This window comes from Streptomyces lienomycini (assembly GCF_027947595.1).
Lineage (GTDB): Bacteria > Actinomycetota > Actinomycetes > Streptomycetales > Streptomycetaceae > Streptomyces > Streptomyces lienomycini.
The window spans coordinates 5050218-5065577 of the sequence record NZ_CP116257.1; the positions used below are offsets into that span (position 1 = coordinate 5050218).

The window sequence follows — 15360 nt, forward strand, 5'->3', positions numbered from 1 at the left end:
CCACAGGGGCCGCGCAACGCACTCGCAACCTTCCCTGTGCTGGTATGCGGCGCATGGGTGACACATACGAGGAGACGCCCCGCGTCGGGTTGACCAGTGAGGCCGCCGCGCTGCTCCGGCGGCTCCGCGAGGCGCACGGACCGCTGATGTTCCACCAGTCCGGCGGCTGTTGCGACGGCAGCGCACCCATGTGCTATCCGGCGGGCGAGTTCCGCACGGGCGCCGCGGACGTCCTCCTCGGCGAACTGGACGTCGAGGGCGTCGAGGAATCGGTGGAGTTCTGGATGTCACGCAGCCAGTACGAGGTGTGGAGTCACACCCGGTTGACCGTGGACGTCGTCCCCGGCCGGGGCAGCGGCTTCTCACTGGAGGCACCCGAGGGGGTGCGCTTCCTCATCCGCTCGCGGGTCGTGGACGCCTGACCCCGGGCCCTCGCACGACTGCGGGACCCGTTCGGCGACGCCTGCGCCCGGGCTACGGTCTGAGGCTGCTCACGATGTCCGCCGTCGCGGTCAGTCCGCTGCTGATCGTGGGGGCGATGCTCGTGCCGGCCAGGTAGAAGCCGAGCAGCAGGCAGACCAGCGCGTGCGAGATCTTGAGTCCGCCGTTGCGCAGGAAGAGCACCGCGAGGACGAACAGCAACAGCACCACAGAGATGGAAACGGCCATCGTCAACCTCCTCCGCCACGTCCACTTCGCGGCGTTCGGCCGTAAGTGTGGCGTAGCGGAGGGTTCGTCCGGGCGGCTGACCTGTCCTCCGAACGAGTGGTGTTCCGGCGGTGCCCTACGCGTTGCGGTGAGTCTCGAGGAACGCCTCGAGGCCCGCGAGGTCGTCGGTGTTGAGATGGTCGACGCCGGCGGCGAGGAGTTCGGCCCAGACGGCGTCGCGTGCGGGCCCCGCCACGTCGGGTGTGGCCCAGAAGCGCACCCGCTGGCCGCGGGCGTGGGCAGCGCCCACGATGTCCCGCAGTCTGCGCCGCTCGGCCGCGGGGAAGGCTCCCACGCCCTGCCAGCCGAAGTTGAGCGTCCAGTTGTCGCTGACCAGCGGAACGAACGAGGCCGGTGCCGTGCTGCCGAGGTCGGTGAGACGGCCGTCGTAGAAGGCCAGGCGGGTGCGCTGGGCCTCCATGGGGGCACGGGCGGCCCGGTCGCCGGAGATCACGGCGGTGACCGCGCCCCGGTGCACGCGGCCGTGGGCGTAGGAGGTGAACAGGTGCCTGTACCTGCGCAGTCGCCGGTCGAGTTCCCGGTACGTCGGCCCGCCCTCGGTCTTGATGTCGATCAGGAGTTGCAGGGAGCCGCGGTCGTGCCGGTACACGCGGCCGCGGCCCGCACGCACGCGGGCGGCGAGGGGGTCGAGGTAGAGCGACTCGAGGGTGCGGGACGGGTCGAGGTCCTCGGGGTCGTGCGCGACGAGGAGTTGGCCGTCCACCAGGTAGATGTCGGCCTCGACGCTGCCGAAGCGGTGGTCGAGGGCGTCGAGAAGCGGACGCGGGTGCTCGTAGTCGTTGTGGGCGTGCGCACGCCACAACGGGCGCGGCCTGTGCCTGCCTTCGGACGCCGACGCGGTGCCGGCGGGCAGGGCGACCGCGCCCGCGAGGGCGGCGCCGAGGGTGGTGAGGGCTCTGCGTCGGGTGGTGAGGGCCATGCTCTGCCTCCCTGGAAGGGCCGTACGGGACGCCTGTGAGTATGCGGTGCCGATGGCCTCGGAGAGCAGAGCCGTGCGGTGAGTTGGCCGGACCGCCGCCGGTCGTTCATGTCGCCGGGGCGGGTCGCACGGGAAGCGCCCGCCCCGGAAGGGGGACGGGCGCTTCAGGACACGGGCCCGGACGGGCATACGGCGAACTCGCCCGCGTCAGGCGTCCTCAGCCGTCCTCAGCCGTCGCCGGACGTCGCCGGACGTCGCCGGGCCTCGTCAGGGAGTCGGCAGGTCGACCAGCTCGGCCAGTGTCGCGCGGTGGACGCCCGCCGTTCCGTAGGCGATCGCGTCGGCCTTGGCCCGCTTGAGGTACAGGTGGACCGGGTGTTCCCAGGTCATGCCGATGCCGCCGTGGAGTTGCAGCGCCTCCTCGGCGGCGTGGACGGCGACCTGGGCCGCGTACGCCTGGGCGACGGCCACGGCGACGTCGGTGTCCTCGCCGGTCGACAGGGCGTCGGCGGCGTTCCGGGCGGCGGCGCGCAGGCCGGCGACCTCCAGCCAGAGCCGGGCGAGCCGGTGCTTGAGAGCCTGGAAGCCGCCGACCTGGCGGTTGAACTGCTTGCGTTCCCCGAGGTAGCGGACCGTCTCGGTCAGCAGCCCGTCGGCGAGGCCCAGTTGCTCGGAGGCGAGCAGCCCGGCACCGGTCCGCAGGGCCCGTCGCACGGCGGGTGCGGCGTCGCCGAGCCGGCGCCCGGACGCGCCGTCGAGGACCACCCGGGCGACCGGGCGGGTGAGGTCGAGCGACACCTGCGGGACGACGGTGGCATCGGCGGCGCGGACCGCGTACAGGCCCCCGTCGTCCGCGGGCACGAGCAGCACGTCGGCGAAGGACGCGTCGGCGATGCCCGTCAACTCCCCATGGAGAGCACCGCCTTCGAGTCGCACACCCGGGACGGTGCCCGCGGGCGCGACATGCAGGCCGACGGCGAGGACGGCGACGGTCTGGGCGGTGGCCAACTCGGTGAGCAGGTCGTCGGCCCCGCAGCCCAGCAGCGCCTCGGTGGCGACGACGGCGCTCGTCAGGTACGGCACCGGCGCGACGGCACGGCCCAGCTCCTCCAGGACCACCGCCGTCTCCCGATGGGTGGCGCCCTGCCCGCCCAGCGTCTCGGGGATCAGCAGGCCCGCGAGCCCCATCGATTCGGCCAGGGTCTTCCACAGCGACAGGTCGTGCGGGGCGGCCGACTCGGTGCGGGTGACGACGTCCGCAGGGTCGCAGTGGTCGGTGAGCAGGTCCCGGACGGCGGCGCGCAGCGCCTCTTCCTCCTCCGTGTGGAGCAGAGCGGGTTCCGGCTGTGCGCTCATCGGGCGAGGTCCTTCCACGCGACGTCCTTGTCGGTCCGCGGCTCGGGAGGCAGGCCCAGGACGCGTTCGGCGACGATGTTCAGCAGGACCTCGCTGGTCCCGCCCTCGATGCTGTTGCCCTTGGAGCGCAGGTAGCGGTACCCGGCGTCACGGCCGGTGAAGTCGACCAGTTCGGGGCGGCGCATGGTCCAGTCTTCGTAGAGCAGGCCCTCCGCGCCGAGGAGTTCGACCTCCAGGCCGCTGATCTCCTGGTTGAGGCGGGCGAAGTTCAGCTTCATGCCGGCGCCCTCGGGTCCGGGCTGGCCCGCCACCAGTTGCTGGCGCAGGCGGACGCCGGTGAGGCGGGCCACCTCGGCCTCGACCCACAGGCCGAGCAGCCGCTGGTGCAGGTCGTGGGTGCGCAGTTCGGGGCGTTCCCGCCAGGTTCCGGCGACCTTGCCGATCATGCCGCCCTCGCGGGGGATCGCGGTGCCGCCGATGGCCACCCGCTCGTTGTTGAGCGTGGTCTGCGCGACCCGCCAGCCGTCGCCGACCTCGCCGAGGCGGTGGGAGTCGGGGATGCGGACGTCGGTGAGGAAGACCTCGTTGAACTCGGCCTCACCGGTGATCTGGCGCAGCGGCCGGACCTCGACGCCGGGATCGGTCATGTCGCACACGAAGTACGTGATGCCCCGGTGCTTGGGCACGTCCGGGTCGGTGCGGGCGATGAGGATGGCCCAGCGGGCGAGGTGCGCGCTGGAGGTCCACACCTTCTGTCCGCCCACGACCCAGTCCTCGCCGTCCCGCACCGCGCGGGTGCCGAGGGCGGCCAGGTCGGATCCGGCGCCGGGCTCGCTGAAGAGCTGGCACCAGACCTCCTCGCCGGTCCACAGCGGGCGCAGCAGCCGGCGCTTCTGCGCGTCGGTGCCGTACTGGAGGATGGTCGGGGCGGCCATGCCGAGGCCGATGCCGATGCGCCGGGGGTCGTTGTCGGGGGCTTCGGCGGCCGCCAACTCGGCGTCCACGACGCTCTGGAGGGAGCGGGGGGCGCCGAGCCCGCCGAGACCCTGCGGGTAGTGCACCCAGGCGAGTCCGGCGTCGAAGCGGGCCCGCAGGAAGTCCGGGCGGTCCGTGGTGGCCGGGGGGTGCGTGTCCAGCAACTCCCGTGTGCGGCGCCGCAGTTCCGCTGCGTCCGTCATGCGGTCGCTCCCTTCTCCAGCTTCCGCGACATCGCCTTCTCCGACATCGCCTTCTCCGACATCGCCTTCTCCGGTACTGCCCTCCCCGACACGGCCGTCACCGTCGTATCCCCTTCTCCGGTACGACGGCCACCCGGCCGGTCGTCCTGCCGTCGGCGACGCGCTGCACGGCGTCGGCCGCCCCGTCGAGCGGCACCCGCTCGCTCACCAGCGGCTTGACGGCGCCCCGTGCGGCCAGCTCGGTGAGCTGCTCGTGGCAGTGCCGGACCAGCTCGGGGTTCTTGGTGTTGTACAGGCCCCAGTGCAGACCGAGGATCGTGTAGTTCTTGACCAGCGCGTGGTTCAGCGCGGGGCTGGGGATGGTGCCGCTCGCGAAGCCGACGACGACGATCCGTCCCTCGAAGGCGACGACCTTGGTGGACTGGGTGTACGCCTGGCCGCCCACCGGGTCGTAGATCACGTCCGCGCCCCGGCCGCCGGTGGCCTCCTTCACCGCCGCGACGACGTCCTCACCGTGCCGGTCGACCACCACGTCGCAGCCCAGTTCGCGGGCGACGGCCGCCTTCTCCGGGCCGCCGACGACGCCGATGACGGTGGCTCCGGCCGCCTTGCCGAGTTGCACGGCGGCGCTCCCGACGCCTCCCGCGGCGGCATGGACGAGCAGGGTCTCGCCGGCCGCCAGCCGGGCCCGGCGGTGCAGGCCGAACCAGCCGGTCTGGTAGCCGATGTGCAGGGCCGCGGCCTCGGCGTCGTCCAGGGTGTCCGGCGCGGGCAGGAGGGCGCGCGCGTCGGCGAGGGCGTACTCGGCGAAACCGCCGTGCGGCAGCGCCGGGTTGGCGAGAACCCGGCGGCCGTCCTCGGTCTCCCCGCAGATCTCCACACCCGGTGTGAACGGCAGCGGCGGCCTGACCTGGTACTCCCCCCTGCACAGCAGGGCGTCCGGGAAGTTGATGTTCGCGGCGCGAACCCTCAGCAGGACCTGGCCCTCGCCGGGTGCCGGCGGCGCCACGTCCGCGAGGCGCATCACCTCGCCCGGCTCGCCGTTCTCGTGCACCTGCCATGCCTGCATGCGGGGCCTCCACCGACTGTGTCGTTCGACCGGGTCCCTCGCATACTAAGCGGTCGCTTGCCATTCGGGAACAGGTGGAGGGAACAGGGCGCGGACCGTCCCGTCACGCCCGCGCGGCGGGTCGCGCCCGTACGTGCATCCGCTCACCCTGCGGGCCGAAGAGGCTGAGGAACTCGGCCGGCCCCTCCCCCGTCGAGCCGAACCAGTGCGGCACCCGGGTGTCGAACTCGACGGCCTCCCCCGCCGACAGCACCACGTCGTGCTCACCGAGCACGAGCCGCAGACGGCCCGAGAGGACGTACAGCCACTCGTACCCCTCGTGACTGCGCGGGTCCGGCTCCTCCTTGCGCATGGGTTCTCGCACCTTGAACGCCTGGAGCCCGCCCGCCTGGCGGGTGAGCGGCCAGTGGGTGCGGCCGTGGCGGACGATCGGCTCGGACCGTACCCGGGGGTCGCCGACCGGCGGGGCACCGACCAGCTCGTCCAGCGGCACCTGGTGGGCCTGGGCGATCGGCAGCAGCAGTTCGAGGCTCGGCTTGCGCAGCCCCGACTCCAGCCGCGACAGGGTGCTCACCGATATGCCGGTCGCCTCGGACAGGGCGGCCAGCGTCACCTCGCGCTCCTTGCGGAGCTGACGGAGCCTGGGGCCGACACCGGCGAGAACATCGTCTGCAGTCGTCATGCGCTTATTGCAGAACCGGCAAATACGTTTGTCAATCCCGGGGCTCCGAGCGACCTTCTACGTGGAGGTGGTCACCATGACCCAGCACACGGACCCGAAGAACACGGACCCGAAGAACGCCGAGGACCGGCAGGAGCGGTCCGGCGAGTACGACGTGATCGTCGTCGGCGGCGGTGCGGCCGGACTCTCGGCGGCGCTGGTCCTGGGCCGCGCACGACTGCGCACCCTGGTCGTCGACGCCGGTGAGCCGCGCAACGCGCCCTCGGACCACATGCAGGGCTACCTGACCCGGGACGGCATGTCCCCCGCCGAGTTCCTGGCGCTCGGCCGGGAGGAGATCGCGCGCTACGGCGTGGAGCTGGTCCGCGACCGTGCGGTGGACGTGTCCCGGGGCGAGGACTTCGCGGTGGAGCTGGCCGGCGGGGACACGGTGCGCGCCCGCCGGCTGATCGTCACGACCGGGCTCAGGGACGAGCTGCCCGCCGTGCCCGGGGTCGCCGAGCGGTTCGGCCGGGACGTGCTGCACTGCCCGTTCTGCCACGGCTGGGAGGTCCGCGACGAGCGCTTCGGCGTCCTGGCCACCAGTCCGCTCAGCGTGCACCAGGCGCTGATGGTGACCGGCTGGTCCGACGACGTGACGCTGTTCCTGCACACGGTCGCCGAACGGGAGCTGTCGGACGACGACCTGCGGCGCCTCGCCGCGGCCGGCGTCAAGGTGGTGCCGGGCGAGGTCGCCGCCCTGCGGGTCGAGGACGACCGGCTGACCGGGGTCCGGCTGGCGGACGGCACGGCACACGAACGCACGGTGATGTTCGTCGCCCCCGCGGCGGTCCCGCAGACCGGCCTGATGGAGCGGCTGGGGGCGGAGCTGCGGGAGACGCCGTTCGGTGCCTATCCCGTGGTGGACCCGACGGGCCGGACCACCGTGCCGGGCGTGTGGACCGCCGGCAACGCGATGGGCTTCGCCGAGCAGGTCGTCCACGCGGCCAGCGGCGGCTACCGCGCGGCGGCGGCGATCGTGGGCGACCTGATCATGTCGGACCTGGACGCGGCCCTCGCGGAGTGAGGGCACCCCGCCGGGGCCCCTCCCTCGTCCGACCCCGTCCGAGCCCGGTCGGGCGTGCGGAGTGCGGAGCGGGCACCCGGCGACAGCGGGACGCCCCGGGGAAGATCCCGGCGTCAGCGGCAACAGGCCGGGCGGACCGGTCGGGCCGCACGGACCACGGACGCCGCACGGACCACGGACGCCGCGCGGCCCGGCGGACCGCGCCGACCGACGCACCCGCCCCCCTCGGGCCTCCCCCGTCCGGGAGCCGGACCCCCGCGGGGGTGTAGGCCCGCCCTCTCCGGTGCACCCTGACTTCATGCTGCTTGCCCGGTTGGCCCAGGTGTCCCGGGAGGTCGCCGAGACGTCGGCGCGGTCCCGGAAGACCGTCCTGCTCGCGGAGCTGTTCCGCGAGGCGGAGGCGGAGGACGTGCCGGTCGTCATCCCGTACCTGGCGGGGCGCCTCCCGCAGGGCCGGATCGGCGTCGGCTGGAAGGTGCTGGGCCGCCGCGTCCCGCCCGCCGGGGCGCCGACCCTGACCGTGCGCGACGTGGACGCCCGGCTCACCCGGCTCGGGGCGGTGTCGGGCGCCGGTTCGCAGGCCGAGCGGGCCCGGCTGGTCGGGGAGCTGATGGGCGCCGCCACGGAGGACGAGCAGCGCTTCCTGGTCGGGCTGCTCACCGGCGAGGTCCGGCAGGGCGCCCTGGACGCGGCCGCCGTCGAGGGCCTGGCCGCGGCGACAAACGCTCCCCCGGCCGACGTACGGCGCGCGGTGATGCTCGCGGGGTCGCTCCAGGCGGTGGCCGAGGCCCTGCTGGCGGACGGGCCCGGTGCCCTGGACCGGTTCCGGCTCACCGTCGGCCGACCGGTGCTGCCGATGCTGGCGCACAGCGCGTCCTCGGTCGCCGAGGCGGTCGGCAGGCTGGGCGCGGCGGCCGTGGAGGAGAAGCTGGACGGCATCCGCGTCCAGGTCCACCGGGACGGCGGCACCGTACGGGTCCACACCCGCACCCTGGACGACATCACCGCCCGGCTGCCCGAGGTCACCGACGCGGCCCTGGCGCTGCCCGGTGAGCGGTTCATCCTGGACGGCGAGGCGATCTCCCTCGACGCGAGCGGACGCCCCCGCTCCTTCCAGGAGACCGCCGGGCGGGTCGGCTCCCGTACGGACGTCGCCACGGCCGCGCGGGCGCTGCCCGTCTCCGTGGTGTTCTTCGACGCGCTGTCCGTCGACGGCCGCGACCTGCTCGACCTGCCGCTGACCGAGCGGCACGCGGAGCTGGCCCGGCTGGTTCCCGAACCCCTGCGGGTGCGGCGCACGCTGGTGCGGGGCCCCGAGGAGACCGGGGTCGCGGAGGAGTTCCTCGAGGAGACACTGGCGCGCGGGCACGAGGGCGTCGTCGTCAAGGGGCTGGACGCCGCCTACAGCGCCGGTCGGCGCGGCGCGTCCTGGCTGAAGGTGAAGCCCGTCCACACGCTCGACCTGGTGGTGCTGGCCGCCGAGTGGGGCCACGGCCGTCGCACCGGCAAGCTCTCCAACCTCCACCTGGGCGCCCGCACCGCCGACGGCTCCTTCGCGATGCTCGGCAAGACCTTCAAGGGCATGACCGACGCGCTGCTGGCCTGGCAGACCGAGCGCCTGGGGGAACTGGCGGTCGAGGAGCACGGCTGGGGTGTGACCGTACGGCCCGAACTGGTCGTGGAGATCGCCTACGACGGCCTCCAGCGCTCCACCCGCTACCCGGCCGGCGTCACCCTCCGCTTCGCCCGGGTGATCCGCTACCGCGAGGACAAGCGTCCCGAGGACGCGGACACCGTGGAGACCCTGCTCGCCGCCCACCCCGGCGTGTCCCCGTGAAGCGCAGCGCGGGTCTGCTGCTGCACCGGCGCGGTCCCGCCCGGGAGCTCCAGGTCCTCCTCGGTCACATGGGCGGCCCCTTCCACACGCGGCGCGACGCGGGGGCGTGGACCGTCCCCAAGGGCGAGTACGGGCCGACGGAACCGGCGTGGGAGGCGGCCCGGCGGGAGTTCGAGGAGGAGCTGGGGCTGCCGCCGCCCGGGGGCGAGGCCGTCGCGCTGGGCGAGGTGCGGCAGGCGGGCGGGAAGGTCGTCACGGTCTGGGCCGTCGAGGCGGACCTCGATCCGGCGACGGTCGTCCCGGGCACCTTCCGGATGGAGTGGCCGCCGAGGTCGGGGCGGACCGAGGAGTTCCCCGAGCTGGACCGGGTGGCGTGGTTCGAGCTGGACCGCGCCCGGGGGGTGATCGTGAAGGCGCAGGCCGCGTTTCTCGACCGCCTGGCTGAGCACTCGCACTGACGAGACGCCACGAGGAACGAGGCGACCGGTCGCGTTGCGGCACCCCACGCCGCGCGCCAAGGTCGAAGCACGCTTGCGCACCCAGGAGGTCGGCCATGCCCATCGCGACGGTGAACCCGGCGAACGGCGAGACGCTGAGGACGTACGAGCCCATGGGCGAGGAGGAGATCGAGCGCCGGCTCGAACTGGCGGAGGCCACCTTCCGCACCTACCGGACCACCGGCTTCTACGAGCGGGCCGGGCTGATGCGCCGGGCCGCGGATCTTCTGGAGGCCGACCAGAAGGAGATCGGCCGGGTCATCACCACGGAGATGGGCAAGCCGGTCAAGCAGGCCCGCGCGGAGGCGGCCAAGTGCGCCAAGGCGATGCGCTGGTACGCCGACCACGCGGCGGAGCTGCTGGCCGACGAGGAGCCCGCGGACGCCGACGTGAAGGACTCCGGCGCCTCCCGGGCCCTGGTCCGCTACCGGCCGCTCGGCCCGGTGCTCGCGGTGATGCCGTGGAACTTCCCGCTCTGGCAGGTGATCCGCTTCGCCGCGCCCGCGCTGATGGCGGGCAACGTCGGGCTGCTGAAGCACGCCTCGAACGTGCCGCAGACCGCCCTGTATCTGGAGGACCTGTTCCACCGGGCGGGCTTCCCGGAGGGCTGCTTCCAGACCCTGCTCATCGGTTCCGCCCAGGTCGACGACGTCCTGCGCGACGAGCGGGTGCGGGCCGCCACCCTCACCGGCAGCGAGCCCGCGGGCCGCGCGGTGGCCTCCACCGCCGGGGAGATGATCAAGAAGACGGTGCTCGAGCTGGGCGGCAGCGACCCGTTCGTCGTCATGCCGTCCGCCGACGTGGACCGCGCCGCCGAGGTGGCGGTGACCGCGCGTACGCAGAACGCCGGGCAGTCGTGCATCGCCGCCAAGCGGTTCATCGTGCACACGGACGTGTACGACGCCTTCGCCGAGCGCTTCGCCGAGGGCATGAGGGCGCTGACGGTCGGCGACCCCATGGAGGAGGCGACCGACGTCGGCCCGCTCTCCAGTGAGCAGGGCCTGAACGACGTGGTGGAGCTGGTCGACGACGCCGTGCGCGGCGGCGCGACGGTGCTGTGCGGCGGCGAACGCCCCGACGGGCCCGGCTGGTACTACCCGCCGACCGTCCTGGCGGGGATCACCCGGGAGATGCGCATCCACCGCGAGGAGGCCTTCGGCCCGGTCGCCACCCTGTACCGGGCGGCCGACCTGGACGAGGCGGTGCTGATCGCCAACGACACGGACTTCGGGCTCAGTTCCAACGTGTGGACGCGCGACGACGCCGACGTGGACCGCTTCGTACGGGACCTGGAGGCGGGCGGCGTGTACGTCAACGGGATGACGGCGTCCCATCCGGCGTTCCCGTTCGGCGGGGTCAAGCGGTCGGGCTACGGCCGTGAGCTGTCCGGGCACGGAATCCGGGAGTTCTGCAACATCACCACCGTATGGCACGGAGCGTGAGCCTTCCGCGACTACGATCCCCCCTGTGAACCGCGAAGTGACCCTGCCTCTGATCGTCGACGACCGCGGCACGCTCCAGGTCGCCGCGTCCGACGTGAGCAAGCTGCTGCGCACGGTGGGCGGGCGGTGGCTGCGGCTGGTGGAGACCGGCGAGGAGAGCCTGGACGAGGACACCGTCGCGGCCCTCACCATCGAGCTGGCCAAGCTGGCCGACCGGATCGACGTGGCCTGCATCGCCCACAGCAGCGGCCCCTCCTCCTCCTGACGCCCCGGCCGCGGGCCGACGCCTCGCCCCGGGCCGGCGCGTTCCCCGAGACGGAGTAACCCGGCGAGAGATCACCGCTTCGGTGGGTGATCGTGGATGGGCACCCCCGTAAAGGTGCACCACTTTCCGGTCGGGGGGCGTCAGCCTTCCGCGAGGCGAAAGCAGGCACGGTTCATGGCGACTTTGTGCAGACCCTCGGTGTCCGTCCCGGAGCACGTGATCACGATGGAGGAGACGCTGGAGCTGGCGCGCAGACGCCACACCGACCATCCTCAACTGCCGCTCGCGCTCCGGCTGATAGAGAACACCGGGGTCCGCACCCGGCACATCGTGCAGCCCATCGAGGAGACGCTGAAGCACCCCGGTTTCGAGGACCGCAACAAGGTCTACGAGCGGGAGGCGAAGTCCCGTGTCCCGGCCGTGATCCAGCGGGCCCTGGACGACGCGGAGCTGCTCCCCACCGACATCGACGTGATCATCTACGTGTCGTGCACGGGTTTCATGATGCCCTCCCTGACGGCCTGGCTGATCAACGCGATGGGCTTCGACAGCACCACGCGGCAGATACCCATCGCCCAGCTGGGCTGCGCGGCCGGCGGCGCGGCGATCAACCGCGCCCACGACTTCTGCACCGCGTATCCCGAGGCCAACGCGCTGATCGTGGCCTGCGAGTTCTGCTCGCTGTGCTACCAGCCCACCGACCTCGGTGTGGGGTCCCTGCTCTGCAACGGCCTGTTCGGCGACGGCATCGCCGCCGCGGTGGTCCGCGGACAGGGCGGCACCGGCATCGGCCTGGAGCGCAACGGCTCGTACCTGATCCCCAAGACCGAGGACTGGATCATGTACGACGTGAAGGCGACCGGTTTCCACTTCCTGCTGGACAAGCGGGTCCCCGCCACCATGGAACCGCTGGCCCCGGCGCTCAAGCAGCTGGCGGGGGAACACGGTTGGGACGCCTCCGACCTGGACTTCTACATCGTGCACGCGGGCGGCCCCCGGATCCTGGACGACCTCAGCACCTTCCTGCGGGTCGACCCGCACGCCTTCCGGTTCAGCCGGGCCACGCTCACCGAGTACGGCAACATCGCCAGCGCCGTCGTCCTGGACGCGCTGCGCCGCCTCTTCGACGCGGGCGGCGCCGAGGAGGGCGCGCGCGGGCTGCTGGCCGGTTTCGGCCCCGGCATCACCGCGGAGATGTCCCTGGGCCGCTGGCAGACCGCGGACACGCGGCAGGACGTACGCCGGGACATGACGCGGGCCCTGCGACAGAGTGTGAGGCAGAGGTGAGCGAGGAGACCGTCCCCGAGACCGCGCCGCCCATCCGGGACTGGCCGGCCGTCGACCTGCCCGGCAGCGACTTCGACCCGGTGCTGACCGAGTTGATGCGCGAGGGCCCCGTCACCCGGATCTCACTGCCCAACGGCGAGGGCTGGGCCTGGCTGGTGACCCGCCACGACGACGTCCGCCTGGTCACCAACGACCCCCGGTTCGGCCGCGAGGCCGTCATGGACCGGCAGGTCACCCGGCTCGCCCCGCACTTCATCCCGGCCCGCGGCGCGGTCGGCTTCCTGGACCCGCCCGACCACACCCGGCTGCGCCGCTCGGTGGCCGCGGCCTTCACCGCGCGCGGCGTGGAGCGGGTGCGCGAGCGGTCCCGCGGGATGCTCGACGAACTGGTCGACGCCATGCTGAGGGCCGGTCCGCCCGCCGACCTCACCGAGGCCGTGCTGAGCCCGTTCCCCATCGCGGTGATCTGCGAGCTGATGGGTGTGCCGGCCGCCGACCGGCACGCCATGCACACCTGGACGCAGCTGATCCTGTCCTCCTCGCACGGCGCCGAGGTCAGCGAGCGGGCCAAGAACGAGATGAACGCCTACTTCGCGGATCTCGTCGGGCTCCGGTCGGACAGCACCGGCGAGGACGTCACCTCGCTGCTGGGCGCCGCCGTGGGGCAGGGCGGGATCACGCTGGAGGAGGCGGTCGGACTGGCGGTCCTGCTGCAGATCGGCGGCGAGGCGGTCACCAACAACAGCGGGCAGATGTTCCACCTGCTGCTGAGCCGACCGGAACTCGCCGAACGGCTGCGCTCCGAGCCGGAGATCCGCCCCCGGGCCATCGACGAACTGCTGCGCTGGATTCCCCATCGCAACGCCGTGGGGCTGTCCCGGATCGCCCTGGAGGACGTGGACGTCAAGGGAGTGCGGATCCGCGCGGGCGACGCGGTCTACGTGTCGTACCTGGCGGCCAACCGCGACCCCGAGGTCTTCCCCGACCCGGACACGATCGACTTCGGCCGCTCCCCCAACCCGCACGTGTCCTTCGGCTTCGGCCCGCACTACTGCCCCGGCTCCATGCTGGCCCGGCTGGAGTCGGAGCTGCTCGTCGACGCGGTCCTGGACCGGGTGCCGGGGCTGAAGCTCGCGGTGCGGCCGGAGGACGTGCCCTTCAGGAAGGGCGCGCTGATCCGCGGGCCAGAGGCCCTGCCGGTGACCTGGTGAGCGGCCTCGTGGCGGCGGCGGAGGGCCTGCTGGTGCCGCCGGGCCACGGCCGGGTGGTGCAGGCGCCGGCCCAGCACGTGACCTTCAAGGTGACCGGTTCGCACTCGCGCATGGCGTCCACCTTCGAGGTGATCGTGCCGCCGGGCTTCGACGTCGGCGCCCATGTGCACGCCCGCAGCGAGGAGCTGTTCTACGTGCTGGAGGGCGAGCTGGACGTGCTCGCCTTCGAGCCGAGGATCCGCACCCCCGACAACTGGCGGACGTGGCAGTCGCCCTCGGGCAGCCGGGCGGTACGCGCCACCCCGGGCACGGTCGTCGTCGTGCCCCCCGGCTGCCCGCACGCCTTCGCCAACCCGACGGGCGAGCCGGCCAAGATGTTCTTCCAGGCCAGTCCGCCCCCGGACCACGAGCGCTACTTCGAGGAACTCCTGGAGATCCTCGGCGACGGCGGACCGCCGGACCACGAGGCCATCGAGGCCCTGCGGGCGAAGTACGACATCGAGCAGCTCACGCCGCTGCGACACGGTTAGCGGATCGGCATCCCGGCGAGCGTCCGCGCGATCACCAGCCGCTGGATCTCACTCGTGCCCTCGAAGATCGTGTAGATCGCGGAGTCCCGGTGCATCCGCTCCACCGGGTACTCCCGCGTGTAGCCGTTGCCGCCCAGGATCTGGATCGCCTGGGCGGTCACCTTCTTCGCGGTCTCGCTCGCGAACAGCTTGGACATCGAGCCCTCGGCCGCCGTGAACGGCTTGCCGTTGATCGCCATCCAGGACGCCCGCCACACCAGCAGCCGGGCCGCGTCGATGGACGTGCGCATGTCGGCGAGCTGGAAGGCGACGCCCTGGTTGTCGATGATCGGCCGCCCGAACTGCTCCCGGGTCTGCGCGTACTCCAGCGCCACCTCGTACGCGGCCCGGGCCGTGCCCACCGCCATCGCGCCGACCGCCGGGCGGGACGCCTCGAAGGTGGCCATCGCCGCGTTCTTCACACGCTCGCCGCCCTTCTTGGCCTTCTCCCGGGCGCGGGCGAGGCGGGCGTCCAGCTTCTCCTTGCCGCCGAGCAGGCAGGAGCCGGGCACGCGCACGTCGTCGAGGACGACCTCGGCGGTGTGCGAGGCGCGGATGCCGTGCTTCTTGAACTTCTGGCCCTGGGACAGCCCCGGGGTGCTCGGCGGGACGATGAAGGAGGCGTGGCCCTTGGAGCCCAGGTCCGGGTCGACGACCGCGACGACGACGTGGACATTGGCGATGCCGCCGTTGGTCGCCCAGGTCTTGGTGCCGTTGAGGACCCACTCGTCCTTGGCCTCGTCGTACACGGCACGCGTGCGCAGGGAGGCCACGTCGGAGCCGGCGTCGGGCTCGGAGGAGCAGAAGGCGGCGACCTTGACGTCGTTGGCGTCGCCGTACATCTGGGGGATCCAGGTGCCGATCTGCTCCTCGGTGCCGTTGGCGAGGACGCCGACGGCGGCGAGGCCGGTACCGACGATCGACAGGGCGATGCCCGCGTCGCCCCAGAACAGCTCCTCCATCGCCATGGGGATGCCGAGGCCGGTGGGGTCGAAGTACTGCTGGGCGTAGAAGTCCAGGGAGTAGATGCCGACCTTGGCGGCCTCCTGGATGACGGGCCAGGGGGTCTCCTCGCGCTCGTCCCATTCGGCGGCCGCGGGGCGGATGACGTCGGCCGCGAAGCCGTGCAGCCAGTCCCGGACCTCCTTCTGTTCGTCGCTCAGCTCCATGGTGAACTCGGCCATGTCCCCTCCAGTGACGCCCATGCATGTTACTTGCGGTAACCCCGAGTCTGTTACCGGTGGGTAGGAAAA

Annotated in this window: 16 protein-coding genes; 9 read left to right on the top strand and 7 right to left on the bottom strand. The window is 72.7% G+C overall.

Going from position 1 to position 15360, the window contains the following annotated elements; all coding sequences use genetic code 11:
• The first annotated feature begins 53 nt into the window (after positions 1-53).
• Positions 54-422, top strand: coding sequence for a DUF779 domain-containing protein (locus BJ961_RS22905; RefSeq protein WP_271414683.1), 369 nt, complete (start codon positions 54-56; stop codon positions 420-422).
• A gap of 52 nt (positions 423-474) precedes the next feature.
• Here BJ961_RS22905 and BJ961_RS22910 read toward each other — a convergent pair whose 3' ends face one another.
• The 6 genes from BJ961_RS22910 to BJ961_RS22935 form a co-directional block, all read right to left on the bottom strand.
• The gene (locus tag BJ961_RS22910) at positions 475-669 is read right to left on the bottom strand and encodes a hypothetical protein (protein ID WP_271414684.1); all 195 of its coding nucleotides are present in this window, start codon (positions 667-669) and stop codon (positions 475-477) included.
• 115 nt (positions 670-784) lie between these two features.
• Complete coding sequence (locus BJ961_RS22915; protein ID WP_271414685.1) at positions 785-1648, bottom strand: phosphatidylinositol-specific phospholipase C/glycerophosphodiester phosphodiesterase family protein; 864 nt, start codon at positions 1646-1648, stop codon at positions 785-787.
• Positions 1649-1915: 267 nt separating this feature from the next.
• Complete coding sequence (locus BJ961_RS22920; RefSeq protein WP_271414686.1) at positions 1916-3004, bottom strand: acyl-CoA dehydrogenase family protein; 1089 nt, start codon at positions 3002-3004, stop codon at positions 1916-1918.
• The gene (locus BJ961_RS22925; RefSeq protein WP_271414687.1) at positions 3001-4182 is read right to left on the bottom strand and encodes an acyl-CoA dehydrogenase family protein; all 1182 of its coding nucleotides are present in this window, start codon (positions 4180-4182) and stop codon (positions 3001-3003) included. Before BJ961_RS22925 ends, BJ961_RS22920 begins: the two co-directional genes overlap by 4 nt.
• 97 nt (positions 4183-4279) lie before the next feature.
• Positions 4280-5251, bottom strand: a complete 972-nt coding sequence (locus BJ961_RS22930; RefSeq protein WP_271414688.1) for an NADPH:quinone oxidoreductase family protein — start codon at positions 5249-5251, stop codon at positions 4280-4282.
• 103 nt (positions 5252-5354) lie between these two features.
• On the bottom strand, positions 5355-5933 hold the full coding sequence (locus BJ961_RS22935) for a helix-turn-helix domain-containing protein (RefSeq protein WP_271414689.1): 579 nt from the start codon (positions 5931-5933) through the stop codon (positions 5355-5357).
• Between the two features lie 61 nt (positions 5934-5994).
• Between BJ961_RS22935 and BJ961_RS22940 the strand changes: the two genes are divergently transcribed.
• The 8 genes from BJ961_RS22940 to BJ961_RS22975 all read left to right on the top strand — a co-directional run bounded on the left by BJ961_RS22940 (position 5995) and on the right by BJ961_RS22975 (position 14068).
• Positions 5995-6999 (top strand): NAD(P)/FAD-dependent oxidoreductase, encoded by a 1005-nt coding sequence (locus tag BJ961_RS22940; RefSeq protein WP_381160405.1) that lies wholly within the window; start codon positions 5995-5997, stop codon positions 6997-6999.
• Positions 7000-7297: 298 nt separating this feature from the next.
• Positions 7298-8836: an ATP-dependent DNA ligase gene (locus BJ961_RS22945; protein ID WP_271414691.1), complete on the top strand. Its 1539-nt coding sequence runs from the start codon at positions 7298-7300 to the stop codon at positions 8834-8836.
• Positions 8833-9294, top strand: a complete 462-nt coding sequence (locus BJ961_RS22950) for an NUDIX domain-containing protein (RefSeq protein WP_271414692.1) — start codon at positions 8833-8835, stop codon at positions 9292-9294. The genes BJ961_RS22945 and BJ961_RS22950 overlap by 4 nt, the downstream gene beginning before the upstream one ends.
• A gap of 95 nt (positions 9295-9389) precedes the next feature.
• Positions 9390-10775 carry an NADP-dependent succinic semialdehyde dehydrogenase gene (locus tag BJ961_RS22955; protein ID WP_271414693.1) on the top strand — a complete coding sequence of 462 codons (1386 nt, stop codon included), beginning with the start codon at positions 9390-9392 and terminating at the stop codon, positions 10773-10775.
• A 25-nt stretch (positions 10776-10800) separates the two neighbouring features.
• On the top strand, positions 10801-11040 hold the full coding sequence (locus tag BJ961_RS22960) for a DUF6213 family protein (protein ID WP_271414694.1): 240 nt from the start codon (positions 10801-10803) through the stop codon (positions 11038-11040).
• A gap of 96 nt (positions 11041-11136) precedes the next feature.
• The gene (locus BJ961_RS22965; RefSeq protein ID WP_271414695.1) at positions 11137-12327 is read left to right on the top strand and encodes a type III polyketide synthase; all 1191 of its coding nucleotides are present in this window, start codon (positions 11137-11139) and stop codon (positions 12325-12327) included.
• Positions 12324-13538, top strand: coding sequence for a cytochrome P450 (locus BJ961_RS22970; protein ID WP_271414696.1), 1215 nt, complete (start codon positions 12324-12326; stop codon positions 13536-13538). The genes BJ961_RS22965 and BJ961_RS22970 overlap by 4 nt, the downstream gene beginning before the upstream one ends.
• On the top strand, positions 13535-14068 hold the full coding sequence (locus tag BJ961_RS22975) for a cupin domain-containing protein (protein ID WP_271414697.1): 534 nt from the start codon (positions 13535-13537) through the stop codon (positions 14066-14068). The genes BJ961_RS22970 and BJ961_RS22975 overlap by 4 nt, the downstream gene beginning before the upstream one ends.
• On the opposite strand, the gene BJ961_RS22980 is transcribed toward BJ961_RS22975, so the two are convergent.
• Positions 14065-15291 (bottom strand): acyl-CoA dehydrogenase family protein, encoded by a 1227-nt coding sequence (locus tag BJ961_RS22980; RefSeq protein ID WP_271414698.1) that lies wholly within the window; start codon positions 15289-15291, stop codon positions 14065-14067. The two genes, BJ961_RS22975 and BJ961_RS22980, sit on opposite strands and share 4 nt — an antisense overlap.
• Between the last annotated feature and the right edge of the window lie 69 nt (positions 15292-15360).